The organism is Sorangium aterium (genome assembly GCF_028368935.1).
Lineage (GTDB): Bacteria > Myxococcota_A > Polyangia > Polyangiales > Polyangiaceae > Sorangium > Sorangium atrum.
The window spans coordinates 700,163-725,107 of the sequence record NZ_JAQNDK010000001.1 but is presented as its reverse complement, the minus strand read 5'-3'; the positions used below and the strand labels follow the sequence as shown (position 1 = coordinate 725,107).

Here is a 24,945-nt window from a genome sequence, read left to right as displayed (position 1 = left end):
GCGCGCTGGGCTACGGGGTGGCGCCTTGTACGCGACAGGCACCCGTCCCATGCTTCGCCTTCTCGGCCGCAGGCTGCGGCTCGTCTGGCTCGGCCTCTTCCTGGTGTTCGTTGCAGTGGCGGCGATACGGCCCCGGCTCGCGGCAGCCCAGGTGCCAGGAGGCGCTCCTGGCGCGCAGCCGCCTCGGGGCGGCGCCGCGCCGCCCCCCGCCCCGGCCAGCGCTGCGCAGCCGTCCGCGCCGGCCGACGCGGCCGTGGGAGCCCAGCCCGGCGCCGGTACACCTGCGCAGGTCGCCGCCGACGCCGTCGAGTCGACGATCCACCTGGCGCCCACGGAGGCCGAGCTCGCTCGGGGGCAGCCGGTCGTTCAGGTCGCCATCGCTGGCAACCGGCGTGTCTCGACCGAGGACGTGCTCGTCTACCTGGGGCAGACGCGGGTCGGCAGGCCGTTCACCCCCGAGGGGCTGGCGCGCGACGTGCGCGAGCTCTGGGACTCCGGCCTGTTCGACGACGTCGAGGTCGACCTCACCCGCCGCGACGACGGCGTGAGCCTGAGGGTGCTGGTCCGCGAGCGCCCGAGCATCAAGGCGATCGAGTTCTCCGGCAACAAGGAGATCGACAGCGAGGATCTCACCGAGGCGCTCTCGGTCGAGATCAAGACCGGCACGATCCTGAGCTACGCGGCGATCCGGCGCGGCGTGCAGAAGCTCCGCGACAAGTACGCCGAGGAGGGCTTCTTCCTCGCCGAGGTCAGCTACGAGGTCAAACCGGAGCGAGAGAACCAGGTCACCCTCAAGTTCACGATCAAGGAGCACTCGCCGGTCACCGTCCGGCGCATCACGTTCATCGGCAACCACAACATCTCGGACGAGGAGCTCCGGGAGGTCATGATCACGGGGCAGGGGGGCTTCTTCGCCTTCGGCACCGGCGGTCCGTTCCGCCAGGACGCGTTCGAGCGCGACGTCCTCGTGATCAACGCGCTCTACTACGATCGTGGCTTCCTCGCGGTGCAGGTCGCGACGCCCCGGGTGATGCTCACGCCCGACCGCACGGGCATCGAGGTCACGATCACGATCAACGAGGGGCCGCGCTTCCGCATCCGCTCGCTCCGCGTCTACGAGCGCGACGCCGACGGCCGCGAGATCGAGCCGCTCGGCGGGCGCCGCGCGCTGCGCGAGATGGTGCGGGCCAAGCCGGGCGACTGGTTCAACCGCGCCGAGCTGGCGAAGGATATCGGCGCGATCCAGACGCTCTACCGGGACGCCGGCTACGCCAACGTCGAGGCGGCGCCCGACACCCAGCTCGACCCGGACAGGCGCGAGGTCGACATCACCGTCGGCATCCGAAGAAACCAGCTCGTCTACTTCGGGCGCATCGAGATCCGCGGCAACACGAAGACGCGGGACAAGGTGATCCGCCGCGAGATGGAGGTGGAGGAGCGGCAGCTGTTCAGCGAGACGAAGCTGGAGCGCTCGAAGCAGCGCATCACGGCGCTCGGCTACTTCGAGCGGGTCGACATCTCCACCGAGCAGGGCGACGACCCCCAGCACATCAACGTCAACGTCGACATCGGCGAGAAGCCGACGGGCACCTTCCAGATCGGCGCGGGCTTCTCGAGCGTCGAGAACTTCATCGCGACGGCGCAGGTCCAGCAGGCGAACCTGCTCGGGAGCGGCCAGTCGCTGTCGCTCCAGGCGCAGATCTCCGGCTCGCGGCGCCTCGTCGACGTCCGCTTCTTCGAGCCGTACCTGTTCGATAGCCCGTTCTCCGCGGCGGTGAGCGTCTACAACCAGCTGCGGACCTACACGGAGTTCTCGCAGACCTCCACCGGCGGCTCGCTCACGCTCGGCTACCCGCTCATCGAGCCGGAGCTGCGCGCGCAGCTGACCTACACGCTGGAGAACGACGAGATCTCGTCGGCCACGAATACCGGCCTCGGCACGGCAGAGGAGCGAGCCTCGTTCCAGCGGCTCCCGCTCTACAACCTCTTCAACGCCGGGCTCACGTCGAGCATCCGCCCTGCGCTCACCTTCGACACGCGCAACAACCAGCTCTTCCCGACCTCGGGCATTTACCTGCAGGGCTCGGTGGAGCTCGCCCACAGCGCGTTCGGCAGCGAGAACGAGTTCCTGCGGTACCGCGCCACGGGGCGGTTCTACTACCCGATCACCGACAGCCTGGTCCTCAAGCTGAACACCGAGGCCGGCATGGTGACGAGCCCCAACCCGCAGGGCGTGCCGATCTTCGCCCGCTTCTTCCTGGGCGGCATCCTCGATGTGCGCGGCTTCGAGATCCGGGACATCGGCCCGCGCCTTCCGCTCCGCGAGTCGCTCGATCCGAACTCGCTGCCTATCGCGAACGGCGCGAACATCGGCGGCAACCTGATGTACTACCAGAACCTCGAGCTGGAGTTCCCGATCCTCGAGGCCGTGCAGATCAAGGGTGTCGTCTTCACGGATCTGGGCAACGCCTGGAACCTCGAGAAGCTCTACTGCAACGCCGCCCCCGCATCGCCGCACGACGTCACGAATCCGTGCTTCTCGGCCGAGCGCCTCCTCGACGTCCGCACCTCGTGGGGATTCGGGCTCCGGTGGTTCTCCCCGCTCGGACCGCTGCGCTTCGAGTGGGGCTTCCCGTTCAAGCGGCTGCCCTACGAAGAGACGTACAAGTTCGAGTTCAATATCGGCAACTTCTTCTGAGCGGCTAGCCAGCGGGCGCAGCAGGGACGTGCGCGCCCCCCGGGAGGTTGCCGGGGGGCTGGTGCGCGGTCGGGCGGACCCTACCCCAGAGCGTCCTGGATGGCGCGCAGCGGCGTCGCGGCCGCTGGAGGGCGATCGGCGCGGGGCGGATCGCCGTGGAGTCCGGGGGGCAGCGGTTGCTCGTCGGGGGCGCCGCTGTTAGGTGGAGATCCATGCGCCCGGAGCACAGCTCGATGGGGTTCCCCAAGCCAGGCAGGGCCCTGCTGGGGATGATGATCGCGATCGGCTGTATCTGGGTGATGTTCACCCTGGGCCTGAACTGGGGGGGCGCCGGCGAAGGCGTGCTCGAGCCGTTCCTCGGCATCAGCGAGAAGGTGCTCCACGGTCAGGTGTGGCGGCTGCTCACCGCGCCGCTCGTCCACAACCCGAGCGATCCCTGGCACTTCGTCACGACGCTGCTCGGCCTGTATTTCCTCGGTCCCTCGCTCGAAGAGCGCTGGGGAGCCAGGCGCACGCTGGCGTTCCTGTTCGGCTCCGCCGCCTTCGCGTTCGCGCTCCAGGTGGCGGTGGGCGCGCTCCTCCCGAAGATGGCGCGGCCCGTGTTCTACGGTGGGCTCGGGATGATCGAGGCGGTCGCGGTCGCGTGGGCGCTCGCGCACCGACATGCCACGGTCCGCCTCTTCTTCGTCCTCCCCGTGACGGGCACCATGCTGCTCGTCTTCATCTTCGGGATCTCGGTGCTCAACGTCATCGCCATGCGCGCGCCCCCCGAGGGGCTGATCACGCCGTTCGGCGGCATGCTCGCGGGTTACCTCTTCGGCGACTTCTCCCCGCTGCGCCGCTTCTATCTACGGATGCGCTTCCGTCAGCTGCAGGCGCAGTCCGCCGCGCTCCGCCGTGTCCCTGCGGCGCGCGGCCGCTCCGGGGGCGTCCCGCTGCGGGTCATCCCCGGCGGCCAGAAGGACCCCCCGAAGGACAAGCGCTATCTCAACTGAACGGGTCACGGAGCGCCCCGCCCCGGCCACGCTCCCCGGTGTTCAGGGCGTGGCGCACCGGCGGAGCTCTTCGAGCGTCTTCGCGCGGGTAAGGCAGCCGAGCTCGCCAGGGTCTACCTTGCTCCCGACGAGCTCCCGCTTGCAGTCGGATGTCCACTCCGACGAGAGCCTCTCGCCCTCGCTGTCGATCACCACGGAGGCTTTCCCCGGGCCCCCTGGAGCGGTGGACCCCACCCGCTTTGCCTCCGCTGCCCATGCGGTCCGCATGCCCTCGCCGATCGCGCGGCAGTCTTCTTCAGATATCGTCTTGCGGCAGCCGCCGAGGACCGCGCCCGCGAGCACGAGGAGGGTCACGGCGGCGCGCAGCGCGCCAGGCGAGCGCCTGCCCGCGCGAGCGAGTGATTGGCCAGCGCGAGGCCAGCAGCGCAGCCTGCGCGGGAGAGCTGTCTTCGGTTGGCGAGCAGGCCAGCCCACGGACTAGCTGTCGATGAAGCTCTTGAGCTGCTTCGAGCGGCTGGGGTGCCGGAGCTTGCGGAGCGCCTTCGCCTCGATCTGCCGGATGCGCTCGCGGGTGACCTCGAAGTCCTGACCGACCTCTTCGAGCGTGTGATCGCTCTTCTCGCCGATGCCGAAGCGCATCCGGAGCACCTTCTCCTCGCGCGGCGTCAGCGTCTTCAGGACCTTACGGGTCTGCTCCGCGAGGTTCATGTTGATCACGGCCTCCGCGGGCGAGATCACGCTCTTGTCCTCGATGAAGTCACCAAGGTGCGAGTCCTCTTCCTCGCCGATGGGGGTCTCGAGCGAGATCGGCTCCTTCGCGATCTTCAGGACCTTACGGACCTTGTCGAGCGGGAGCTCCATCTTCTCGGCGATCTCCTCGGGGGTCGGCTCGCGGCCGTACTCCTGCACGAGGTAGCGCGAGGTGCGGATCAGCTTGTTGATCGTCTCGATCATGTGGACCGGGATGCGGATCGTCCGCGCCTGGTCCGCGATCGCGCGGGTGATCGCCTGCCGGATCCACCACGTCGCGTACGTCGAGAACTTGTAGCCGCGCTTGTACTCGAACTTGTCGACGGCCTTCATGAGGCCGATGTTCCCTTCCTGGATGAGGTCCAGGAACTGGAGGCCGCGGTTCGTGTACTTCTTCGCGATGGAGACCACGAGGCGGAGGTTGGCCTCGACCAGCTCCGCCTTGGCGCGCTCCGCCATCCGCTCCCCCTCGCGGATGTTCTCGTAGGTATCGCGGATCGCCGCGACGTCGATGTTGAGCTCTTCCTCGACCTTCTTCAGGCCCTTCTGGGCGTTCTTGATGGTCGACTCGAAGTCGTTGAGCTCCTCGCGCTGGACGTTGAGCTTCTTGGCGAGCCGCCCCTCGAGGGCGCGGTTGCCCTTCACCTTGATGAGCTCGCGCTTGAGCTCGCCCTTCGAGAGCCCGGTGCGCCGCTCCAGCTCCGTCGCCCCCGCCTCCGCTTTCTCGACCTTCGAGATCAGGCTCTTCAGCTTCTGGACGATCTTGTCGATCGTCCGCTTGTTGAGGCGCATCTCCTCGAGCGTCGTCACGAGCTCGGCTGTCGCCTGCGTCACCTCGACGTCGATCTGCTTGCGGCGGACCTCCGTCTTCACTTCTTTGCGCTCCTCCAGGAGCTCCGCCTTCTTCTTGTCGACGCGCTTCACCTTGTCGATGAGGCGGATGATGCGCCGGTCGGCCTCCTCCTCGTCGAACTCCTGGTCGTCGTTCTCGGCGTCCTTGATGAGCTCCTTCACCCGGATCTTGTGCTTCCGGAGCTTCTCTCCGAGATCGATGATCTCGCGGACGGCGATGGGGGAGTCGAGGATGGCGGCGTTGACCTTCTGCTCGCCGATCTCGATCCGCTTCGCGATCTCGACCTCGCCCTCGCGGGTGAGCAGCGAGACGCTGCCCATCTTCCGGAGATACATCCGGACGGGGTCGTTCGACTTCGAGTAGTAGTCGACGTCCTCTTCCTCGCGGTCGGGCGTGACGACGAGCTTCTTCTCGCCCGCCTCCTCGTCCGCGATGCGCTTCGGCGCGATCTTCACCTGGGTCGCGCCGTCGACGATCTCGATGTCCTCGTCGCCGAGGGCGCCCACCACGTCGTCGAGCTGATCGGGCGCGACGTCCGCGGGCAGCGCGTCGTTCACCTCGTCATAGGTGAGAAAGCCTTTGCTCTTGCCGGTTTCGACGAGCTTTTCGAGCGTCTTCCGGTCCTTCTCCGACCGCTCGGCCCGGATGCCCGCGTCTCCTTTGTTGCTAGGGCGCGCCCCCCCTCGGCGTGCCCGCGTGTCGATGCGTGCCGCGCGCCGTTCAGCGCGCCGCCCCCCGCCGCCCTCGCGACCCCGCCTGCCCGACCGGAAGATTGCTTGGCCTTGCTCGCCATTACCTCATGCTCCACTTACGGCGACCAGCTCGCCGCGACCGACAAGACACCCAATGACTCCGATAAACTCTAGGGATCACGCACGTCGGGCCGCCACGGCGAGGCGACCCGGAACGCATCAAGGAAGACCGAGACCCCCCGCTCTTCGCTGGAATAGCTCACGCAGCAAAGCGTTTTCAGCATCAGCGTCGACCGCGCTCTTCTGGAGCTGGCTCACGACGGCTGCTTTTTGGCGCGCCAGGGCTTGTCTGCTCAACTTTTGTGAATTCTCCAAGAGCGTCGCCTTGGCCGTTGAGGCCGCTTCGAAGACAGGCGAGACCAGCCGTCCAGCCGCGAATGAATGGATCGGAGCCGGGACTTGCGCAAGAAATTCGCTGGCGGCAAGACCCATTTCAAAAGTGAAATTTTGACGCGCCGCGACAATCGCCAGGGCGACATCGCCTTCGAGGCACTCCAGCGCTGTCTGGAGATCGTCGTCGGCCAGAAGCTCAGGGAAATCGAGGATCGCGCCCAGGATCTCCAGGCTTACCTCCTGGATTTGAGCGCGTGATCGCGCGCGCTCCCACGTCTCGGTTGTCTGTCCGGACGGGATCACCTCGCGGGTTGGCTGGTTCCGCGGGCGGGAGAGGGACTCCTCGACGACGCGCTCCAGCTGCCGGAGGTCGTCCGGTGAGCGGCCGCCGATCACGAGCTTCGAGGAGAGGCGATCGGCGTAGAGCTTCGCCATCATCCTGAGGTTCGGGTCGTCTTCGTCGGCGAGCAGCGCGGTCACGGCGCGCACGCGGGCGAGCTGCTCGGGCAGCGACGAGCCTCCGAAGGTGTCGCCGTCGAGCGCCTCGTCGATGAGGTGCTCGAGCAGGCCGCGCGCCGCCTTGACGATGCGCGCGATCGCCTCCGGGCCGTGCTTGCGCGCGAGGTCGTCCGGATCGACGCCGGAAGGCAGCACGGCGACGCGCGCGCTCAGCCCCGCCTCGCGGCACGGGGCGCGCGCCGCGCGCGTGGCCTTCTTGCCGGCCGCGTCGCCGTCGAACAGCAGGATGACCGCGGGCGCGAAGCGCTTGATGAGCTTCGCCTGTCCGGGCGTGAAGGCGGTCCCGAGCGGAGCGATCGCCTGGCCGATGCCGCGCGCGTGGAGCGCGACGACGTCGAAGTTGCCCTCCACGAGGATCGCCTCGCCGCGCTGGCGGATCGACTGGCGCGCCTGGTGCAGCCCGAAGAGGTGCTCTCCCTTCGTGTAGATGGGTGACTCGGGGCTGTTGATGTACTTGGCCGGCGCGCCGTCGGCCTGCGGCGCAGGGCCCGTGAGGCCGAGCGACGAGAGCTCGGAAGGGCTGGGATCGGGCAGCGCGCGTCCGCTGAACGCGATCACCCGGCCCATCACGTCGGTGACCGCGAACATGAGCCGGTGGCGGAAGCGGTCGTAGTGTCCGCTCCCCGATGAGCGCGGCACGAGGAGCCCGACGCGCTCCGCGAGGACCGGAGAGACGCCTTGCTGTCGCAGGTACGTGGAGAGCCCGTCCCAGCCGAACGGGGCGTAGCCGATCCGGAACGCCTGGAGGGCGTCGGCGATCGGATCAACGGCTCCATCGCCGTCGCGGAGGGGCAGGCCGCGCCGCTGGAGCTCCTCGTGAGCGTAGCGCGCGAGCGGGTGAGGAGCGGTGCCCGGCCCCCCGCGGAGGCTGTGCTCGAAGAACGTCGCGGCGAGGTGGTTGACGGCGTAAAGGTCGTCCTTCGACCTGCGCGCCGCCTGCGCCTCGCGCCGCTCGGCCTCGGTCAGCGACTCCGCCACCTCGATGCCGGCGCGCTCGGCGAGCGCGCGGACCGCCTCGGCGAACGTCCGGCCTTCGAGCTTCATCACGAAGTCGATGGCGCTGCCGGTCTCCTTGCAGCCGAAGCAATGGTAGAACCCGCGGTTCGGGCTCACGTGGAAGCTGGGCGTCTTCTCCTTGTGAAAGGGGCAGAGCCCGGTGAAGGAGTGCCCTCGGCGGGCGAGGCGCACGCTTTCGCCGATGAGCGCTACGAGATCCGTGCGCTCTTTCACGAGCGCGATCGTCTCCGGAGAGATCATGGGCTGCCTTGGGGGCTCCGTGGGTGCGGGGCCCGCAGATCATCACGGGTGGACTCAGACGGCGTGGCGGCGTCCGCGCCAGCGCCTCGGCGGTACGGGCAGCTCGCGAAGCGGGAGACCCCCCAGTCCCTCGCGGCCTGTGTGGAGACAAGTGTCCTGTGCGGCGGCCGCACGTGCAAGGCGGTAGCCGCCAGAGACGTCACTTCGGATCGGGAAACGGAGAGCCGGGCTTCTTGTGGTCCGTGAGGCTCTCGTCGGGCTGGGAAGCCTCGACCATCTCGTCAACAGGCGGCGCCTCGGCGTGCTCGGCCAGGAAGCGCGTGTCTTCGCGTACCATCGGAGGGGGCGGATCGCCGATGAGCTCGAGCTCGGTGGCGAGCCACTGCTCCTCTTCGATGAGCGCCCGGCGGCGCGGATCAGTCAGGTCGCCTTGCCAGTGGTCGAGCTCGGTGTCGACCTCCTTGAGCCGGAGGCGTACCCTCACGACGTCGACGTCATCCTTCACCGCGAAGCGCTCGGTGAGGAGCAGCGCGGTGTCGTCGGCGACCTCGACGAAGCCGTGATGGACGGCCAGGCGGTGCTCCTGGCCGTTCTGGTGGTAGGTCACGAGGCCGGTCCGGAGGGCGGCGAGCAGCGGGAGGTGACCCGGGAGCACACCGAACTCGCCGGCGACGCTCGGCGCGGTCACGTCCGTGACCTGCTCGCGCAGCGCGACGCCGGTCGGCGTCACGATCTCGAGGAGGATTGTGTCGGCCATGGCTGCGTCAGGACGCCCTCTGCGAAGCGCGAGCCTTCACGTCCTCGATGCCGCCCACCAGGTAGAAGTCCTGCTCCGCGACATGGTCGAGCTTGCCGTCGAGGATCTCCTCGAAGCCCGCGATCGTGTCCTTCAGCGGCACGAGCTTGCCCTCGAGGCCGGTGAACTGGGCGGCGACGAAGAACGGCTGCGACAGGAACTTCTGGATCTTGCGGGCGCGCGCCACGACGAGCTTGTCGTCCTCGCTGAGCTCGTCCATGCCGAGGATGGCGATGATGTCCTGGAGGTCCTTGTAGCGCTGCAGCGTCTGCTGGACGCGCCGCGCGACGGAGTAGTGCTTCTCGCCGACGATCTGGGGATCGAGCATCGTCGAGTTCGAGTCGAGCGGATCGACGGCCGGGTAGATGCCGAGCTCCGAGATCGCGCGCGAGAGAACGGTGGTGGCGTCGAGGTGGGCGAAGGCCGTGGCCGGCGCGGGGTCGGTCAGGTCGTCGGCAGGGACGTAGATCGCTTGGACGCTGGTGACGGAGCCCTTGGTCGTCGAGGTGATGCGCTCCTGGAAGGCGCCCATCTCCGTCGAGAGGGTCGGCTGGTAACCGACGGCGCTCGGGATGCGCCCGAGGAGCGCGCTGACCTCGGAGCCCGCCTGGGTGAACCGGAAGATGTTGTCCACGAACAGGAGGACGTCCTGCCCCTCCTCGTCGCGGAAGTGCTCGGCCACGGCGAGCGCCGAGAGCGCGACGCGAGCGCGAGCGCCCGGGGGCTCGTTCATCTGGCCGTAGATCAGCGCGGCCTTCGAGATGACGGGGCTCCCGTCCGCGAGCTTCGACTCGCTCATCTCGAGGAAGAGGTCGTTGCCCTCGCGCGTCCGCTCGCCGACGCCGGCGAAGACGGACACGCCGCCGTGCGCCTTCGCGACGTTGTTGATGAGCTCCAGGATGAGCACCGTCTTGCCGACGCCAGCGCCGCCGAAGAGACCGATCTTGCCGCCCTTGCGGTAGGGGGCGATCAGGTCGATGACCTTGATGCCCGTCTCGAAGACCTCGACCTTGGTCGACTGCTCGATGAACGGGGGCGGCTCCCGGTGGATCGGCGCCAGCTTCTTCGCATGAACGGGGCCGGCTTCGTCGATCGGCACACCGACGACGTTCAGGATCCGGCCGAGGCACTCGTTGCCGACCGGCACCATGATGGGCTTGCCCGTGTCGCGGACTTCCATCCCGCGCACGAGGCCGTCGGTGGAGTCCATCGCGATCGTGCGTACCGACGACTCGCCGAGGTGCTGGGCGACCTCGAGCACGAGGTTGTCCGGCTCAGCCGAGATGCTCGGGTTGCTCAGCTTGAGCGCGTTCAGAATCTTGGGCAGCTGGCCAGCCGGGAAATCGACATCGACGACCGGTCCGATGACCTGGGTGATCTTTCCAACAACCATGGAGCGGGAGTCCTCCTCGTACGTGCTTTGACGAGTCGCGGGGCCCACTAGCACGGACCTGCGCGTCCGACTAGTGCCGTCTGCCAGAAATTCTGCGGGATTTTTGACAGCCGCTTCGCTGCGGACGCGCGGCATCGGGCGTGTTTTCCGGAGGCTGGGCTCCGCACGGGACGTCCGGGGCGACGTCCGTTCGCGGTCGTTCTCCGGCTCCAGCGAGGGCGAGGGGGAGCCGGCGCGCGGTGGGCGCTCAGCGTCCTGTGGAAGCGGCGATCCGCGCAAACGCCTCCACGCTGAGCGTCTCGCCGCGCGCGTCGAGCGAGATGCCGGCGTCCTTCGCGTGCCGCTCGAGCTCCTGGGCGGACCAGCCATAAAGGTTCTTCCAGGCGTTCCGGAGCGTCTTGCGGCGCGCCGAGAACGCGGCGCGCACGGCCGCGCGGAAGGCGTCCGTCTCCTCGGCGCGCCGCGGGCGCCACGGCGTCAGCACGACGACCGCCGAGTCGACCTCGGGCCTCGGGTAGAACGCGCCGGCGCGCGCGATCAGGAGGCGGCGCACGTCGAACGCGGCCTGCACGAAGACCGAGAGCGCGCCGTAGTCGGCGCTGCCCGGGGCGGCGACGAGGCGCTCCGCGACCTCGAGCTGCACCATGAACACCGCGCGATCGATCTGATGCGCGACGGTGGTCGCCTGCTCGAGGAGCCGGCCCGTGATGTGGTACGGGAGGTTGCCCGCCACCGCGTGCGGCCGCGCGCGGCCGGAGAGCGCGCCGACCCAGTCGACCTGCGCTGCGTCGGCCTCGAGCAGCGTCAAGCGGCCTTCCTCGATCGGCCCAGCGAGCTGCTCGCGCAAGATCGGGACGAGGTCGCGATCGCGCTCGATGGCGACGACGTGCGCGGCGCGATCGAGGAGCGGCCGCGTGAGCGCGCCGAGCCCTGCTCCGATCTCGATCACCGCGCCGCCCTCCGTCGTCGTGGCCGCCTCGGCGATCCGGCGCGCCGCATCGACGTCGACGAGGAAGTTCTGCCCGAACCCCTTCTTCGGGGAGAGACCGCGTGTGCGCAAGAGCTCTGCGATGGCCATCTCTCGTCCTCAGATCTGCGGCGGGTGCGCCCCGTCGTGGGCTGCTTCTGCGGCTCTGCTCGGCGCGGCCGCCGCGCGCAGCCGCACCACGCGCACGCCGACCCTGCGGAGAACGGCTTCGCGGCGCGTCTGAGCCACCCGCGCGCGGATGAGCACCGCCTCGGCCGCGATCGGCGCGAGCTCCTGGAAGGCCTTGTTGGCGGGCGTGGGGCCGCTCTGCCCCTCGTCGCCGTCGCTCTCCTGCGGTCGCGGCGCCTCCCAGGGAGGGCCGAGCCCTGGCTCGAGATCCGGGAGCGTCCACACCACGTGGACCGCCTTCCGCGAGAGCCGACGCACGGCCTCCGAGAGCTGGCTCAGCTGTGCGTCGGCGGGAGGCGACGCGAGGACGTAGACCATGCTCGCGCGCGGCTTGACGCGCGCGATGTGCGTGAGCGACTCGGCGACCGCCACGGCGGGATCGCGCCGATCCGGCTCGGCGCGCGCGGGCGACTCGATGCCGTAGCTCGCGAGGTAGCGGCGCAGGGTCCGTTCGCGCTGCGAGCGCCCGAGCGGCGCCGGAGCCGAGAAAGGCGCACGCGCCCGCATCGACTCCGCGCGGGCCGCCAGCCGATCGATGTCGCCGCGGCGCAGATCGTCGAGGCCGCGCGCGTCGAGCGGCCTGAGGTGCTCGATGACGCGCGCCGCGACGTCCGGCTCGTCGAGCTCGCTCCGCTCCGCGTCGTACGTGCCGCACCCGACGGTGAGCGCTTGCGCGATCTTCTGGCCATGCCCTGGGCCGTGGTCGGGCGCGATCGTCACGCGCGGGCCTGGCGCCAGGATGATGAGCCCGACGCGATCGCCGCGCCCGAGGTGCCTCGTCGCGATGGCCGCGGCCTCGTCGATCATGACATCGAGCGGAGCCCGGCCGAGCGGGCCCGCCCAGAGCTCCACGGCCGCGTCGACGAGGATCCAGACCACATCCCGCTCCTCGCGCTCGAACTCCCGCACGAGCAGTGTGCCCCGGCGCGCGCTCGCCTTCCACGCGATCTTCCGGAACGGGTCCCCCGGCTGGTGCTCTCGCAGCTCGCGCAGGTCGTCTCCTTCGCCGCGTACGCGCCCGGGCTTGCCTGAGGCAGCGAGGAGGTGACTGCGTCCTCCGCGCGGCTGCGTCAGGTAGGGCATGAAGGGCCGCGGGAGCACCTCGATGCCGTACGGGTTCGCGAAGGTCAGGGGTACCTCGAAGAGGCCCGGGGCGCCGTGCACCTCGAGCGCGAGCCCGTGGAGCCCGTGCTGCCCGACGCGCGGCGTTCGCACGATGACCTTCACCTTGAGCCGACCCGAGGCGGAGACTTCGCCGCGGTTCGGCTCGATGCGCACGTCGAGCTGCGACGACGCGATGGTGCGCAGCTTGACGTAGCGAGCCGCGAGGGTGTCGCGGTTCCGAACCTCGGCCTCGATCTCCACGGTGCCTCCCCGCGCAGAACGGAGGATTCGCCGCGAGCCGCCCCAGAGCATCTCGAACCCGGCCGCGCGGATGCGCGCCACCGACACCAGCGTCACGCCGCGGGCGAGCGCGATCGCGACAAGGATCGCCCCGCCCCAGCCGACGATCGCCGGCTCGCGCGCGATGAGCCCGGCGCCCATGACCGCGACGCCGGCGATGGCCAGGTGGGCGGCGGTGCGGGTGGGGTAGAGCTGCATGCGGATCTACGCCGGCCGCGCCGCGCGCCTGTACCCCACGCGCTGAACCGCCTCGTCGATGACCGTGTCGCGCGCCTTGGGGTCCACGTCGGCCTCGGGTACCAGCACGAGGCGATGGGCCAGCGTCGCTTGCGCCATGCCGCGCACGTCGTCCGGCGTGACGAACGGGCGCCCGCCGATCACCGCCGCCGCCTTGGCCGCCTGGACCAGCGCGAGCGTGGCCCGCGGCGATGCGCCGAGCAGCACGCGAGGGTGCGTGCGCGTGAACGCGGTGAGGTTCACCGCGTACTCGTACAGATCCTCCTCGACGTGGATCCTTCGCGCGACACCCTGCAGCATGAGGAGGTCCTGGATGGAGAGCGTCGCCCGCGCCCGCGGCGCCTCGACGTTGTGCGCGCGGAGCATCGCCACCTCGTCCTTGTGCTGCGGGTAGCCGAGGCTCACGCGGATGAGGAACCTGTCGATCTGCGCCTCGGGCAGCGGATAGGTCCCCTCCAGATCGATCGGGTTCTGTGTCGCGAGCACCATGAAGGGCGACGGCAACTCGAAGCGATCGCCTTCGATCGTCACCTGTCGCTCCTGCATCGCCTCGAGGAGGGCCGACTGGGTCTTCGCCGGGGCGCGGTTGATCTCGTCGGCGAGCACGAGGTTCGCGAAGATCGGACCGGGGCGCAGCGTGAAGGTCCCTTCCTTGGGCGACAGGACATAGGTCCCCGTGATGTCGGCGGGCAGGAGGTCGGGCGTGAACTGGATCCGCCGGACCGACGCGCCCAGCGCGGCTGCGAACGCCTTGACCAGCGTGGTCTTCGCGACGCCGGGGACGCCCTCCAGCAGCACGTGCCCCTGCGCGAGCAGGGCGGTGAGCATCAGATCGATCGCGCGCGACGATCCGATGTAAACGCGCGTGATCTCTCGCCGGACCGCCTCGATCCGCTCCTTGGCCGCGGAGATTTCGTCGACGGCGACGGCCTGCACCTGGTTCATCGAGCGCCTTTGTCTGAGTGGGGGGTGGCGAGCTTCGCGTCTGTCGGCGACGGGGGCGCCGTCGCAGGATCAGGGGGCGCGCCGGCGTGACGTCCGCGCGACGGTTTCCGGCCGTCGGCGCCGCAAGCGGCGAGGACGTTCCGCACGACGTCGGCGGCGTGCATGAGCGTGGGCCTGGACACGTTCGCCGGTTTGCCGGCGACGACGGACGCTTCGACTCGGTACATGGTGCCCAGAACATCCTTGAAGGCCGAGAGGGCTCGCTCGTCAAGAGATCCCTCTCGCGCGACCAGCCGCGTGACCGTCTCCTGCGCCGGATTCGCCTCCAGGCCGAACCGCAACGACAGCGCCTCGAACAGGGCGCTCTTCAGCTCGAGGAACGCGAGCCCTCGCGGGGAAGAGGGGGCGGCGAGGACGGCGACGCGCCCGGCTGCGCCTCCCTGCGCGACGAGCGGCGTCGGGCGGGCGTACCGTGGGAGCGGGCTCCGGTAGGGCCGTGCGGAGGCGCGCGCGGTCCAGATCGCGAGGCCGAGGCCGGCGAGCGCCGCGAGCGCGAGGAGGGCGCCGCCTGGAAGCCCGTCGCGGCGGGCGTCCTCGACGGCGCTCGCGAGCGCCTTGACGTGCGCGTCGAAGTCCTTGCGGAGCGACGTCTCGCCGCCGAACGAGCTCTCTTCATCGAACCGGTTCGCGACGATGTGGAGCCGCCCTCGGCGCGGCTCCGCCCCATCCTCGTCGACGAGGTAGCGGGTCAGGCCCGAGGCGAAGGCGCGGTTGCCGGGGTACCTGAGCATCATGTTCATCAGCGCGGACGGGTCGCCCATCGCGAAGAGCCGTCCCTTGCCGACCTGCCCGGCGACGGCGAGGATCACGTCCGGCTCGCTGACGGCGCGGATCCGCAGCACGGGCGAGAGGTTCGGATGCCGGAGGCCGGTCGCGTGGTTCGTGACGAGCCGCTCCACGTGGCTGACGACGGGGTGCCGGCCGACGGAGTGGCCCCCGACGGTGTCGGCGACCGGCTCCGCGATCGCGAGGGAGGGTCGGTTCCGGAGCGCGGCGAGCGGCCGGGCCGGCGTGGGGATGCGCTCGATCTGGAACCGCCTGAGCGTGTCGTCGCCGCGTCCGAAATCGTCGATGATGGCGAGCCGTCCCCCGGCCTTCATGAAAGAGGTCGTCTCGTCAGCGTCGAGCGTTTGCAGCGGGTGGAGGACCAGGATGCCGTCCTCGGGGCCGACCTGGCTCCAGTCGAGCACAGCGACGGGGTGGACCCTCGCGGCCCCCAGCTCTGCGCGCGCGATCTCGAGAAGCTCCGAGCAACCCTCCCAGCTCGGGTCGTTCACGTCGAAGGCGGCGCCTGCTGCTCGGGCGGGCGCGAGCAGCGCCATCAGTGCGACCAGCGCCGCCAGGAAGGAGCAGGATGTGACCTGCGAGCGCACCGGCCGACGCCGATCTTCCCGAACAAGTTCGGGAGCGGAGCCGGAACCGGAGCTGGAACCGGAGCTGGAACCGGAGCCGGAACCGGCTCCAGGACCAGAAGCAGAACCCGACCCTGAGCCTGAGGAACATGCGTGCGCAAACCACGCGCCGTGCCGCGTCATGAGCGCCGCGAACATACCACTGTCGGCCCGACCGATAACCTTGACCCGCCATCCCACATTGCTAGATTCGCTTCTAAGAGCGGGGTGCTTTCTCGCAGACCTCGTTCCACCAATTCAGCCGAGCACTCTACGAGGTGGAGGGGTTAGTCGATGCTTCCTCCGTTCATCATCGAGCAAATACGGCAGCGCGAAGAAGAGAAGGATCGGTCCAGAAGAGAAGAAATTCGACCGCGCCTCGAGCTGCCGATCGAACGCTACCCTGCACCTCGTCGTCTTCCGGACTCGGAAGAGGACGATCCCAACCGGGGCGTCATCATCCTCGATCTGGGCTGACGCCACGGGTAGCACGCGCTCCCGCGTGAACCTCCCGGAGACGCCGCTCCAGCAAACGCGTTCTGGACGACGTACTTCCCCGACACTCATCGTTTTTCGCGAATTCCACGAAGTTGACGGTCGTGCATGCACGCGGATGTCGGCTCCGCGCTCGCACCGGGCTCGTCCGGCGAGGACGGTCGGCGACCGGCAAGGGCGGCCTTGCGCTGGCTGCGGTGGCCCCAAAGTTGTCCTCCGCGGACGTGCCGTGCGCGTGCGGGGTTGACCCCCACCAGGATCTTCGCCTAGGTTGCGCCCCCACTTCTGGCGCCGAGCACTGAACGAGCTACGCTCGGGCGCCTCCAGAGCAGGCCGTGCACAACGTGCGCACGGGCTCTTCCATATCGATCGAGGTTCTACAGATGGCCGTTCATATTCGCCTCGCCCGCGCGGGCACCAAGAAGACGCCCTTCTACCGCATCGTCGTCGCCGACCAGCGCAGCCCGCGCGGCGGCAGGTTCATCGAGCGGCTGGGCACGTACGACCCGCGCCGGACCGAGATCCGCCTCGATGTTCCCCGCGTGAGGCACTGGATCTCGAACGGCGCCCAGCCGACGCACACGGTGGCGCTGCTCCTGAAGCACCCCGGGCTGGCCCAGGCGGCCGCTCCCGCGGACGCCGCGAAGTAGCATGGCCTCGTCGACGTCTCCGCTGGTCGATCTCGTCGCGCTCGTTGCCCGCGCGCTCGTCGATCAGCCGGACCGGGTCGTCGTGCGCGAGGTCGCGGGAGATCGCTTCCCCCGGATCGAGCTGACGGTCGCGCGCGAGGATATCGGCAAGGTGATCGGCAAGGACGGGCGCACTGCGCAGTCGATCAGGACGTTGCTGAGCGCCGCCGCGAGCAAGTCGGGGCGCCGCGCGCACCTCGACATCCTCGACTGAGGCGAGCCCGACGTGGAGCGACGCTACGTTCCGGTCGCGGATGTCGCCCGTCCGCACGGCGTCCAGGGGGAGCTGCGGCTGCGCCTCTACAACGAGGCGTCCGACCTGCTCCTCACGCGCCCTCCGATCAGGCTGCGCCTTCCCGACGGTTCTGCGCGCGACGCGAAGATCGTCGCGACGCGGCCCGTCGACAAGGCGCTGCTCGTGCGGATCGCCGGGATCGACGATCGGGACGCGGCCGAGGCGCTGCGCGGAGCGACGGTGTGCGTGCCGCGGGATGCGTTCGCGCCGCTCTCCGAGGGCGAGTTCTACGCCTGCGACGTCGAGGGGGCGCGCGTGATGACGCCCGATGGCGGCCTGCTCGGGCACGTGAAGTCGCTCCAGTCGTACCCGACCTGCGACGTGCTCGTCGTGGAGAGGCAGGGCGCAGATTCCATCGAGATCCCGCTGACCGAGAGCTTCGTCAGCAGCGTGGACGCGGAGCGGCAGGTCGTCCAGCTGGCGACGCTGGAAGGCCTCGTCTGAGCCGCCGCTCCACGCAAGGGAGCCCGCCTCGGCAAGTTTGATGCGCATCGACGTAGTCACCCTATTTCCGGAGCTGTTCGAGGGGTTCCTGGCGATCGGCATGGTCGGGCGCGCGCTCGCGTCGGGCGCGCTTGCCGTGCGGACGCGCAGCCCGCGTGAGTTTGGCATCGGCCGGCACCGGAGCGTGGATGACACGCCTTACGGCGGCGGCTCCGGCATGGTGATGCGCGTCGACTGCATCGTCCGCTGCATGGAGGCGCTCGACGAGGCCGCCGCCGAAGGCGACGCGTCGAACCCGCCTCCCGAGGCCGAGGCGGGAGGGGCCTCGGTGCCTCTGCCGCGCGCGCACCGGGTGCTGCTCACGCCGCAGGGGCAGCCTTTCCGTCAGGAGAAGGCCATCGAGCTCGCGGCGCGCCCTGCCGTCGCGCTCGTTTGCGGTCGCTACGAGGGGTTCGACGAGCGGGTCCGCGCGTTCGTCGACGAGGAGATCTCGCTCGGCGACTTCGTGATGACCGGCGGCGAGGTTGCGGCGATGGCGGTGATCGATGCGTGCGTGCGCTTGCTCCCAGGGGTGCTCGGAAACGCTGTGTCGGCGGAGCACGAGTCGCACAGCCCGGCGCTTTCAGGGCTCCTAGAGTACCCGCAGTACACCCGTCCCGTGGAGTTCCGTGGGCACAAGGTGCCCGACGTGCTGCAGCAAGGAAACCACGCGGCCATCGCGCGCTGGCGACGAGCGGAGGCCGAGCTGCGCACCGCCCAGCGCAGGCCCGACCTCTGGCGCAAGGCGCGGGGGGGAGAGCCGCCCCCGGATGAGAGCGGCGAGGCCCGGCGATGAGGCTCGCGCTGGCGCTCGTTCACTACCCCGTGCTCGACCGGTCCGGAGAGACGGTGACCACGGCGATCACGAACCTCGACCTGCACGACATGGCGCGGAGCGCGCGCACGTACGGGGCCGAGCGGCTCTTCGTCGTTCATCCGGTCGCCGCTCAGCGCGCGCTGGCAGAGCGGATCAGGGAACACTGGGTGATCGGCTCCGGCAAGCGCCGGATCCCGGATCGCGCTGTCGCGCTCGATGTGCTGAGCGTGGTCTCCAGCCTGGACGACGTGTACTCGGCGCTGAGCAGCGCAGGCCGGGGCGGCGTCGAGGTCTGGACGACCGCGGCGGCCTCGCGAGGGCTCCCGGTGACGAGCTACGCAGCGAGCCGCGCGCGCCTCGCGCAGGCGAGCGATCCGGTGGTGATCCTGTTCGGCACAGGCTGGGGCCTCGCGCCCGAGGTCATCGCCGATGCCGACGTCCGCATTGAGCCGATCAGGGCGGAGGCGAGCACCGGCTACAACCACCTGAGCGTGCGCGCCGCGTGCGCGATCACGCTCGATCGGCTGCTCGGCGACCGGAACACCGGGTGATCCCGCGTGGCGCGCGGTCGTCGAGCGTGGATCCAGCACCGCCGCGCGCCCTTCCGGTCCATCCTCCTGCGATGAGCGAGCGCGATGCCCATCGTGCCGCCGGGGAGGCGAGCGCGGCGCGAACGACGCCCGACCGGCTGGTGCGCGAGCAGGCGCTCGCGCTCGGCTTCGATGTCGTGGGCGTCGCGCGCGCCGATGAGCCGCTCGGGGTCGAGCACGCACGGTACCTGGAGTTCGTCGCGCGCGGCATGCACGGGGAGATGGGTTACCTCGCGGACTACGCAGAGCAGCGGCGCCGGCTGGACACCGGCGCGATCCTCGAAGGAGCGCGCTCGGTCGTGTGCGTCGGCCGCAGGTATGCCCGGCCCAAGGAGAGCGAGCGGCGCGACCCGCCGCTCGCGCAGAGCGTCGCGCGGTACGCGCGCGGGCAGGACTACCACAACCACCTGAAGCGGCGGCTCCGGCGGCTCGCAGCGTTCATCCGATCGCTCGCGCCATCCGTGCTCGCGCGGCCGCTCTGCGACGTCGAGCCGGTGATGGAGCGCGTCTGGGCGGCGCGCTCCGGCATCGGCTTCGTCGGCAAGAACGGGCTGATCATCACGCCGGGGCAGGGGAGCTACCAGCTGCTCGGCGAGGTGGTCACCACGCTGGAGCTCGTCCCCGACGTGCCCATCGCGGAGCGCTGCGGCTCGTGCACGCGCTGCCTCGACGCGTGCCCGACACAGGCGTTCGACGCGCCCTTCGTGCTCGATCCGCGGCGCTGCGTCGCGTACCTGACGATCGAACAGAGGAGCGCGCCCGCCGAGGCGCTGCGGTCCGGCATGGGTGAGCACCTCTTCGGCTGCGACGTCTGCCAGGAGGTCTGCCCCTTCAACAGGACCGCGCCCCCGCCGCTCGAGCGCACCGCGCCGTTCCATCCTCTGGCCCGATGGGAAGCGCGGGACGTCGACGACCTCGTGTCGCTCGACGAGCAAGCGTTCGACGCGCTGACCGTCGGGACGCCGGTCCGGCGCGCGCGACGCGGCGGGCTCGCCCGAAACGCGACGATCGTCGCTGCGAACCGGCTGGCGAGCGGCGCGGAGGGCGCGGCCGCAGCGAGCGCGAAGCGCGCGCTCGTCGCGGCGCTCGCCCATGACGACGCCTCGGTGCGCGCCGTCGCCGCGTGGGGGATGAGCCACGCAGGAGGCGGCGAGCCGGCGAGCCCGGGCATGCCGAGGCCTGATGGGCCGATCGAGGATCCCGGTGCAGGTTGAGGCGCGCCGCCCGCCGCGATCGAGCGCGGCGCGGAAGCGCGGCGCTGCTCGGGCGCTCTTCGCGGGCGCGCGATGATCCGCTACGGTGTCCGCCGGCAAGGCGCCGCGCGCACGAGCACCAACGTGGATCTCCCCTCCAGGCTCCGAGCGCTCCTCGACGATCTACGCCGGCACGATTCCGTCCTCTGGCGGCGGGCAGTCGACGCCGGGGTGACCTACGGCCCGGACCTCCTCGTCCGGCACAGCCCTGCTTTGTTCGGGCTCGTCGTCGGGGCGGTGTTGCCCGAGCAGCGGCGGGCCGTCCGCAGGAACCTGCGGCTGGCGCTGGGCGAGCGGGGGACGCTCGACGAGTACCGCGACGTCGCCCGGGTGTTCATCAACTTCGCCAGCTGTCTCACGGACGCGTTCATCGCGGGCAGCAGCCGGCCCGATCGGCTCACCGGCCTGTGCGTGAACGACGAGCACTTCACGAACGCGTTCCGGCGGGGCCTCGGCGTGATCGTCGTCACAGCGCACACCGGCGGCTGGCAGGCCGCCGCGCCGCTGCTGCGATCGGTGCACGCCGCCGACGTGCTCATCGTGATGCAGCGCGAGCGCGACCAGCGAGCGCAGGCCATCCAGGACGGCACGCGAGATCGGGTCGGCGTACGGATGCAGCACGTCGCCGACGATCCGCTCGCGGTGCTCCCGCTGCTCGCGCACCTCAGGCGGCAGGGCGTCGTGGCCATCCAGATCGATCGGCTTCCGTCCGGGATGCGCGGGCGCGACGTCGAGCTCTTCGGGCGGCCCTGGCGCGTCCCGGAGGGCCCGCTTCAGCTCGCGGCGGCCAGCGGCGCGCCGATCGTCCCCGTGTTCACGCGGAGGACCGGCTTCATGGAGTACGAGATCTGCATCGCGCCGCCCATCTCGCTCCCCCGCAAGCCAGGATCGTCCGAGCTCGACGTGGCAGCGCGGCAGATCACGGCGGAGATGGAGCGTTTCCTCCGGGACAACCCGACGCAGTGGTTCCACTTCGAATAAATCAAGGATTTTGCTCCCCAAATGAGAAATCGCGCCGCCGTCGGGCACGCGCTGCATCGGCGCGCAAGCTGGGTTAAGAGTCCGCGCTGATGGCCCGCCTCCTCGTCGGACTGCCCTCGCTCAAGGGCGATATCCAGAAGTACAAAGATCGCTTCGATCTGGTCGAGCTCCGCCCGCTCGATACGTCGCTGCCTCGCGCGACGACCCTGCGCAAATGGCGCAAGGCGGTGCCGCCGGGCTTCGTCTTCAGCGTGGTGCTGCCGCGCGTGGTCGGCGAGCTCGCCGGCGGGCGCGAACTCGACGAGGCGCTCTCGGCCTCGCTCGAGGTGGCGGCCGTGCTCGAGGCGCGGTGCGTCCTGCTCCAGACGCCGGCCTCGCTCCGGCCGACGGCGAGCAACCGCAAGAAGCTCGCGGCGCTCTTCGAGCGCCTGCCCGCCGAAGGGGTCGTGCGCTGTTGGGAGCCCTCCGGGATCTGGGAGCGCGATGACATCGTCGCGACCGCGCGCGCCGCGAAGGTCATCCCTGTGCTCGACGTCGCCCGCGACGCGCCGCCGCCCGGGCCGATCGTCTATACGCGGCTGCGCGCGCTCGGGCGGTCCTCGTCGATGGGAGCGGCCGCGCTCGAGCGGGTCGCCGAGCGTCTACGCGGACGGCGTGAGGTGTTCCTGGTCGTCGAGGGCGACCGCGCGCCGCAGATCAAGTCGCTGCTCGCGGCGGCGCTCGCGCGCACGCCCGATCGCTCGACGGCGTCGGCTGTGGTAAGGCCGACCATGCCCATGCCCAGCACCCTCGTCGCCGAGGACGAGGAGCAGTGATCCGCGGCGCGGCAGCCACCGCGAGCGACGCCTTTGCGGCTTCGGCCGCTCGGGCCGCGCTCGAGTCCTCCGGCAGCGCGATCGACGCGATCGTCGCCGGCTTCTTCGCAGCGGCTGGAGCGCAGCCCGACGTGCTGCTGGCGCCCGCCGTCGCGCTGGCGGCCGGTGTCGGCGTGGGCGCGAGGGCGTTCGATGGACGGGCGATCCAGCCTGGGCGCGGCGCGCCGCGGCCGCGCGGGTTCGTCGACGGGCAGAGCGTCCCGGAGGCCGCGCACGTCGCTGTTCCGCGCTCGCTCGGCATGCTGGTCCTGCTGCACGGCTACCTCGGACGCGCGCGGCTCCGTGAGCTGGTTCGCTCCGGTGTGGCCGCGGCCGAGCGCGCGGGCGCGAGCGGGCGCGCTGCGCTGCTCCGCGAGGTCGGCTCGCTGGGCGCGGTGGCGCTCCGGGCGCGCGATGTGGAGCGGGCGCTGCTGGCCGTCGGCGGGTCGGTCGCAGGGGGGACGCTGACCGCGGAAGACATCGCTGAAGCGGTGCCCGCCGAGGTGGAGGCCGTGTCGACCACGATCGCGGAGGGCGCGACCGCGCTCCAGGCGCCCTGGCCGGTCGGGGACGTGGCGCGACCGACGGACGCCATCGTCGCCTGCGACGGCTGGGGCACGGTCGCCGCGCTCGCCTACACGCGCACCGACGATGGCATCACCGTCCCCGAGCTCGAGATCGTGCTCGGCCGCGACGCCGTCCCGGTGCGCCGCGGGATCACGCGCCTCGCTCCCGGTACGCCCCTGCCCGCGGCCGCGCCGATCGGGATCCTGCAGCGCGGCGCCTTCGCGGCTGCGATCGCGCTCGCAGGCAAGCCCACGATCGAGGTGAACGTCCTCACCGCGCTCCTCGGCGGCACCGCGCTCGAGGCTGCCCTTCATGACGTCCGCACGCAGCAGGGAGCCAGCGCCGCCATCGCCGTCCTGCGCGACGAACGCGACGCGCGCACGGCCAACCTCGCAGCTGGCTTCATGGCGGGGGCAGGGACGCAGCCGGCAGAGGGGTGAGGCGCAGCGGGCGTCGGTCGGCCGAAGCGGAGATCGGCCGGCCACGTGGCTGCCGTAAGCCGCCGCGGCGCGGGCCATCGAGGGCGCCGTGGAGGAGCGCTGATGCAGCGAGGCGCGGCGAGCCGCTGCGCAACGTGCGCTGCGTCCGACGCCTGCCAGCTCGCGCCGGCTGCATACGCCGCGTGCCGTCACGCACGCGGCGCTTCTAGGGCTGGAGATGGATGGAGGCGAGCCCCGAGAGGGGGAGAACAGAGCGCGGCGCGCATCCAGCCGCGAAGCGGCGGCCGACATTCAGGTCGGCCGGCGCGCCGACGCTGGGCCTAGAGCGCGACGCCGTAGCGCTTTGCGTAGGCGACAACGCCGATCTTGTCGATCGTGCGGATGTCGCGCGTCGTGAGGTTGAGCTTCACGAAGCGGTTGAGCTCGGGGACCCAGACGCGCCGCGTCTGGATGTTCACGAGCTGCCAGCGCTTGGTCTTGATGTTGGAGTGGGAGACATTCTGCGCCAGAAGCTTCCGCTTCCCAGTGATGTCGCTCTTCGCCATGACGTCCTCGGTTGGAAGGGGCCCTGCCTCGGTGCCCCGACCGTAAATCGAACTAGCTGGCCGGGCGCACGCCCTGCGCGGGGGAGCAGGGGGGCTCGGGAGCGCGGGAAAGTGAAGGAAGCCGGGGGACATGTCAAGCGTCCTCCGGGGGTCATTGCCGCAGCGGACTGGAAATCTCCATCGGCGAGGTCGATCGCGCGCTGACGCCGGCCGGACGCAGAAGGGGACGGGGGAGGCTCGGGTCGCAACCCGGCCCGGACGAGCCTCTCCCCTCGGTGTCCCCGACGCCTTCGCGCCTCCCGAGGCGCGGCCTAGGTCAGCCACTCACCGCCCGAGGGCGGACGCCGATCGCGCCCGTCCTTCTCGTTCTCGGGACGGCGTGAGTGCAGATCGATACGCCGGGCGTCGGCTGCCAGGCGCCAGGCCAGGATCTGGAACAGGCCGAGGCTCGTGATCGCGGACGTCGCCGCGAACGCAAGGCCCGCGGAGAGAACGATGACGATGTCCCGGGGCGAGAAGGCGTCGAGAAGCGCGAGCCGGCCAACGACCAGGTCGGCCGTGAAGGCGAGCACCACAGCGACGGCAAGGAACGACCCGGCGCCCGTCGTCTCCGCGCCCATGAACCCGGTAAGACTGGACAGGACCGCCAGGATCACCAGCAAGGCGCCAAGATGGCCCAGGTGTGGATCGTGCAGAGCCAGCTTTACGATCGCATGCCCGAACGATGGGAGCGTGACGAGGAAGGCGGCGACGAGCAGCCACCGCGCGCCGCTGTAGGCCCTGTAGCGAGACCGGAAGACGAGCGCCGCCGGGAGCGCTATCGCCGCGACGGCCCGGGCGGTCCCCCAGCCCACCGCGGTCCCCGAGCTCTGGAGGCCGATGACTGTCGCGATCGCCCCGAGCACCACCATGGCGACGGCGCGCTGCCGGTAGCTCACCGACGTGAGCGCGGTGAACAGCGCGACGATGCCCAGGACGAACGCTGGCGGCCCCGCGACAACGCCGTCCGGGCGGAGCCCAGCGATCGACAGGCCGCCGAGCAGAAGGAAGCCGGCGCCCACCGCGGCACACCAGATCCGCGCCGCGTCCTGAGCTGGACGCATCGGCGCCAGGTCCTCCATGAGCGCTTCGGACGCGAGCAGCGGCTTGGTGACGTGCTCACGCGTGCTCGGGGGCGCCGCCTCGACCTGGATGGCCGGGCTCGACTCGAGGCGCCGATCGACCGGAGGGACGCTGATCGACGCCGCAGCGGGTTCTTCCTGGGCGCGGTCGGCCGGGCTGTCGCCGGCAGTGGCGCCCTCCGGCTGGGCTGGTGCTGCCTTTTCCCGTTCGGCGATCGTGCGACGGCTCGCTGGCGGGCGGTCGCGGCTCGCCTCTCCGAAAGGCTTTTCCATTGA

The 24,945-nt window shown here is 70.5% G+C and carries 23 protein-coding genes; 12 read left to right on the top strand and 11 right to left on the bottom strand.

Annotated elements, in window-relative coordinates:
- Positions 1-49 precede the first annotated feature (49 nt).
- Positions 50-2,698, top strand: coding sequence for an outer membrane protein assembly factor BamA (gene bamA / locus POL72_RS02485; protein WP_272093371.1), 2,649 nt, complete (start codon positions 50-52; stop codon positions 2,696-2,698).
- Positions 2,699-2,910: 212 nt separating this feature from the next.
- The gene (locus tag POL72_RS02480) at positions 2,911-3,693 is read left to right on the top strand and encodes a rhomboid family intramembrane serine protease (RefSeq protein ID WP_272093370.1); all 783 of its coding nucleotides are present in this window, start codon (positions 2,911-2,913) and stop codon (positions 3,691-3,693) included.
- 42 nt (positions 3,694-3,735) lie between these two features.
- On the opposite strand, the gene POL72_RS02475 is transcribed toward POL72_RS02480, so the two are convergent.
- From POL72_RS02475 to POL72_RS02435, 9 genes are all read right to left on the bottom strand, one after another.
- A complete protein-coding gene (locus POL72_RS02475) occupies positions 3,736-4,047 on the bottom strand; it encodes a hypothetical protein (RefSeq protein WP_272093369.1) in 312 nt (103 codons plus the stop codon).
- 123 nt (positions 4,048-4,170) lie between these two features.
- Entirely contained in the window at positions 4,171-5,943 is a 1,773-nt protein-coding gene (gene rpoD / locus POL72_RS02470) for an RNA polymerase sigma factor RpoD (RefSeq protein WP_308738119.1), read from the bottom strand.
- A gap of 264 nt (positions 5,944-6,207) precedes the next feature.
- Positions 6,208-8,157 carry a DNA primase gene (gene dnaG / locus POL72_RS02465; RefSeq protein ID WP_272093368.1) on the bottom strand — a complete coding sequence of 650 codons (1,950 nt, stop codon included), beginning with the start codon at positions 8,155-8,157 and terminating at the stop codon, positions 6,208-6,210.
- A gap of 199 nt (positions 8,158-8,356) precedes the next feature.
- Positions 8,357-8,914, bottom strand: a complete 558-nt coding sequence (gene atpC / locus POL72_RS02460) for an ATP synthase F1 subunit epsilon (RefSeq protein WP_272093367.1) — start codon at positions 8,912-8,914, stop codon at positions 8,357-8,359.
- 7 nt (positions 8,915-8,921) lie between these two features.
- Complete coding sequence (gene atpD, locus POL72_RS02455) at positions 8,922-10,346, bottom strand: F0F1 ATP synthase subunit beta (protein ID WP_272093366.1); 1,425 nt, start codon at positions 10,344-10,346, stop codon at positions 8,922-8,924.
- 247 nt (positions 10,347-10,593) lie between these two features.
- On the bottom strand, positions 10,594-11,424 hold the full coding sequence (rsmA, locus tag POL72_RS02450) for a 16S rRNA (adenine(1518)-N(6)/adenine(1519)-N(6))-dimethyltransferase RsmA (RefSeq protein WP_272093365.1): 831 nt from the start codon (positions 11,422-11,424) through the stop codon (positions 10,594-10,596).
- A 9-nt stretch (positions 11,425-11,433) separates the two neighbouring features.
- On the bottom strand, positions 11,434-13,104 hold the full coding sequence (locus POL72_RS02445) for a DUF58 domain-containing protein (RefSeq protein ID WP_272093364.1): 1,671 nt from the start codon (positions 13,102-13,104) through the stop codon (positions 11,434-11,436).
- A gap of 6 nt (positions 13,105-13,110) precedes the next feature.
- Positions 13,111-14,088: an AAA family ATPase gene (locus POL72_RS02440; protein ID WP_272093363.1), complete on the bottom strand. Its 978-nt coding sequence runs from the start codon at positions 14,086-14,088 to the stop codon at positions 13,111-13,113.
- Positions 14,085-15,521, bottom strand: a complete 1,437-nt coding sequence (locus POL72_RS02435) for a DUF4350 domain-containing protein (RefSeq protein ID WP_272093362.1) — start codon at positions 15,519-15,521, stop codon at positions 14,085-14,087. Before POL72_RS02435 ends, POL72_RS02440 begins: the two co-directional genes overlap by 4 nt.
- Before the next feature lie 312 nt (positions 15,522-15,833).
- Between POL72_RS02435 and POL72_RS02430 the strand changes: the two genes are divergently transcribed.
- The 10 genes from POL72_RS02430 (at position 15,834) to POL72_RS02385 (ending at position 23,003) form a co-directional block, all read left to right on the top strand.
- Complete coding sequence (locus tag POL72_RS02430) at positions 15,834-16,016, top strand: hypothetical protein (RefSeq protein ID WP_157906850.1); 183 nt, start codon at positions 15,834-15,836, stop codon at positions 16,014-16,016.
- A 401-nt stretch (positions 16,017-16,417) separates the two neighbouring features.
- On the top strand, positions 16,418-16,684 hold the full coding sequence (gene rpsP / locus POL72_RS02425; RefSeq protein ID WP_012237071.1) for a 30S ribosomal protein S16: 267 nt from the start codon (positions 16,418-16,420) through the stop codon (positions 16,682-16,684).
- Between the two features lies 1 nt (position 16,685).
- Positions 16,686-16,937, top strand: coding sequence for a KH domain-containing protein (locus tag POL72_RS02420; RefSeq protein WP_012237070.1), 252 nt, complete (start codon positions 16,686-16,688; stop codon positions 16,935-16,937).
- Between the two features lie 12 nt (positions 16,938-16,949).
- Positions 16,950-17,462, top strand: a complete 513-nt coding sequence (rimM, locus tag POL72_RS02415) for a ribosome maturation factor RimM (RefSeq protein ID WP_272093361.1) — start codon at positions 16,950-16,952, stop codon at positions 17,460-17,462.
- Between the two features lie 40 nt (positions 17,463-17,502).
- Entirely contained in the window at positions 17,503-18,297 is a 795-nt protein-coding gene (trmD, locus tag POL72_RS02410; protein WP_272093360.1) for a tRNA (guanosine(37)-N1)-methyltransferase TrmD, read from the top strand.
- Positions 18,294-18,869 (top strand): RNA methyltransferase, encoded by a 576-nt coding sequence (locus POL72_RS02405; RefSeq protein WP_272093359.1) that lies wholly within the window; start codon positions 18,294-18,296, stop codon positions 18,867-18,869. Before trmD ends, POL72_RS02405 begins: the two co-directional genes overlap by 4 nt.
- Before the next feature lie 71 nt (positions 18,870-18,940).
- Positions 18,941-20,122 (top strand): tRNA epoxyqueuosine(34) reductase QueG, encoded by a 1,182-nt coding sequence (gene queG, locus POL72_RS02400; protein WP_272093358.1) that lies wholly within the window; start codon positions 18,941-18,943, stop codon positions 20,120-20,122.
- Between the two features lie 72 nt (positions 20,123-20,194).
- Positions 20,195-21,142: a lysophospholipid acyltransferase family protein gene (locus POL72_RS02395; RefSeq protein ID WP_272093357.1), complete on the top strand. Its 948-nt coding sequence runs from the start codon at positions 20,195-20,197 to the stop codon at positions 21,140-21,142.
- A gap of 89 nt (positions 21,143-21,231) precedes the next feature.
- On the top strand, positions 21,232-21,957 hold the full coding sequence (locus POL72_RS02390) for a DUF72 domain-containing protein (RefSeq protein ID WP_272093356.1): 726 nt from the start codon (positions 21,232-21,234) through the stop codon (positions 21,955-21,957).
- Entirely contained in the window at positions 21,954-23,003 is a 1,050-nt protein-coding gene (locus tag POL72_RS02385) for a hypothetical protein (RefSeq protein WP_272093355.1), read from the top strand. Before POL72_RS02390 ends, POL72_RS02385 begins: the two co-directional genes overlap by 4 nt.
- A gap of 320 nt (positions 23,004-23,323) precedes the next feature.
- Here the strand turns inward: POL72_RS02385 and rpmB are convergent, their stop codons facing one another.
- Positions 23,324-23,548 (bottom strand): 50S ribosomal protein L28, encoded by a 225-nt coding sequence (gene rpmB / locus POL72_RS02380; protein ID WP_012237062.1) that lies wholly within the window; start codon positions 23,546-23,548, stop codon positions 23,324-23,326.
- A 311-nt stretch (positions 23,549-23,859) separates the two neighbouring features.
- Entirely contained in the window at positions 23,860-24,942 is a 1,083-nt protein-coding gene (locus POL72_RS02375; protein WP_272093354.1) for a hypothetical protein, read from the bottom strand.
- Positions 24,943-24,945 lie beyond the last annotated feature (3 nt).

Coding starts and splice junctions, on each gene's coding strand:
- POL72_RS02405 (WP_272093359.1), top strand. CDS start 18,294: ATGAGGCTCGCGCTGGCGCTCGTTCACTACCCCGTGCTCGACCGGTCC.
- atpC (WP_272093367.1), bottom strand. CDS start 8,914: ATGGCCGACACAATCCTCCTCGAGATCGTGACGCCGACCGGCGTCGCG.
- POL72_RS02420 (WP_012237070.1), top strand. CDS start 16,686: ATGGCCTCGTCGACGTCTCCGCTGGTCGATCTCGTCGCGCTCGTTGCC.
- rpsP (WP_012237071.1), top strand. CDS start 16,418: ATGGCCGTTCATATTCGCCTCGCCCGCGCGGGCACCAAGAAGACGCCC.
- atpD (WP_272093366.1), bottom strand. CDS start 10,346: ATGGTTGTTGGAAAGATCACCCAGGTCATCGGACCGGTCGTCGATGTC.
- POL72_RS02440 (WP_272093363.1), bottom strand. CDS start 14,088: ATGAACCAGGTGCAGGCCGTCGCCGTCGACGAAATCTCCGCGGCCAAG.
- POL72_RS02395 (WP_272093357.1), top strand. CDS start 20,195: ATGATCCGCTACGGTGTCCGCCGGCAAGGCGCCGCGCGCACGAGCACC.
- POL72_RS02430 (WP_157906850.1), top strand. CDS start 15,834: ATGCTTCCTCCGTTCATCATCGAGCAAATACGGCAGCGCGAAGAAGAG.
- POL72_RS02375 (WP_272093354.1), bottom strand. CDS start 24,942: ATGGAAAAGCCTTTCGGAGAGGCGAGCCGCGACCGCCCGCCAGCGAGC.
- trmD (WP_272093360.1), top strand. CDS start 17,503: ATGCGCATCGACGTAGTCACCCTATTTCCGGAGCTGTTCGAGGGGTTC.
- bamA (WP_272093371.1), top strand. CDS start 50: ATGCTTCGCCTTCTCGGCCGCAGGCTGCGGCTCGTCTGGCTCGGCCTC.
- queG (WP_272093358.1), top strand. CDS start 18,941: ATGAGCGAGCGCGATGCCCATCGTGCCGCCGGGGAGGCGAGCGCGGCG.
- rpmB (WP_012237062.1), bottom strand. CDS start 23,548: ATGGCGAAGAGCGACATCACTGGGAAGCGGAAGCTTCTGGCGCAGAAT.
- dnaG (WP_272093368.1), bottom strand. CDS start 8,157: ATGATCTCTCCGGAGACGATCGCGCTCGTGAAAGAGCGCACGGATCTC.
- rsmA (WP_272093365.1), bottom strand. CDS start 11,424: ATGGCCATCGCAGAGCTCTTGCGCACACGCGGTCTCTCCCCGAAGAAG.
- POL72_RS02480 (WP_272093370.1), top strand. CDS start 2,911: ATGCGCCCGGAGCACAGCTCGATGGGGTTCCCCAAGCCAGGCAGGGCC.
- POL72_RS02390 (WP_272093356.1), top strand. CDS start 21,232: ATGGCCCGCCTCCTCGTCGGACTGCCCTCGCTCAAGGGCGATATCCAG.
- POL72_RS02445 (WP_272093364.1), bottom strand. CDS start 13,104: ATGCAGCTCTACCCCACCCGCACCGCCGCCCACCTGGCCATCGCCGGC.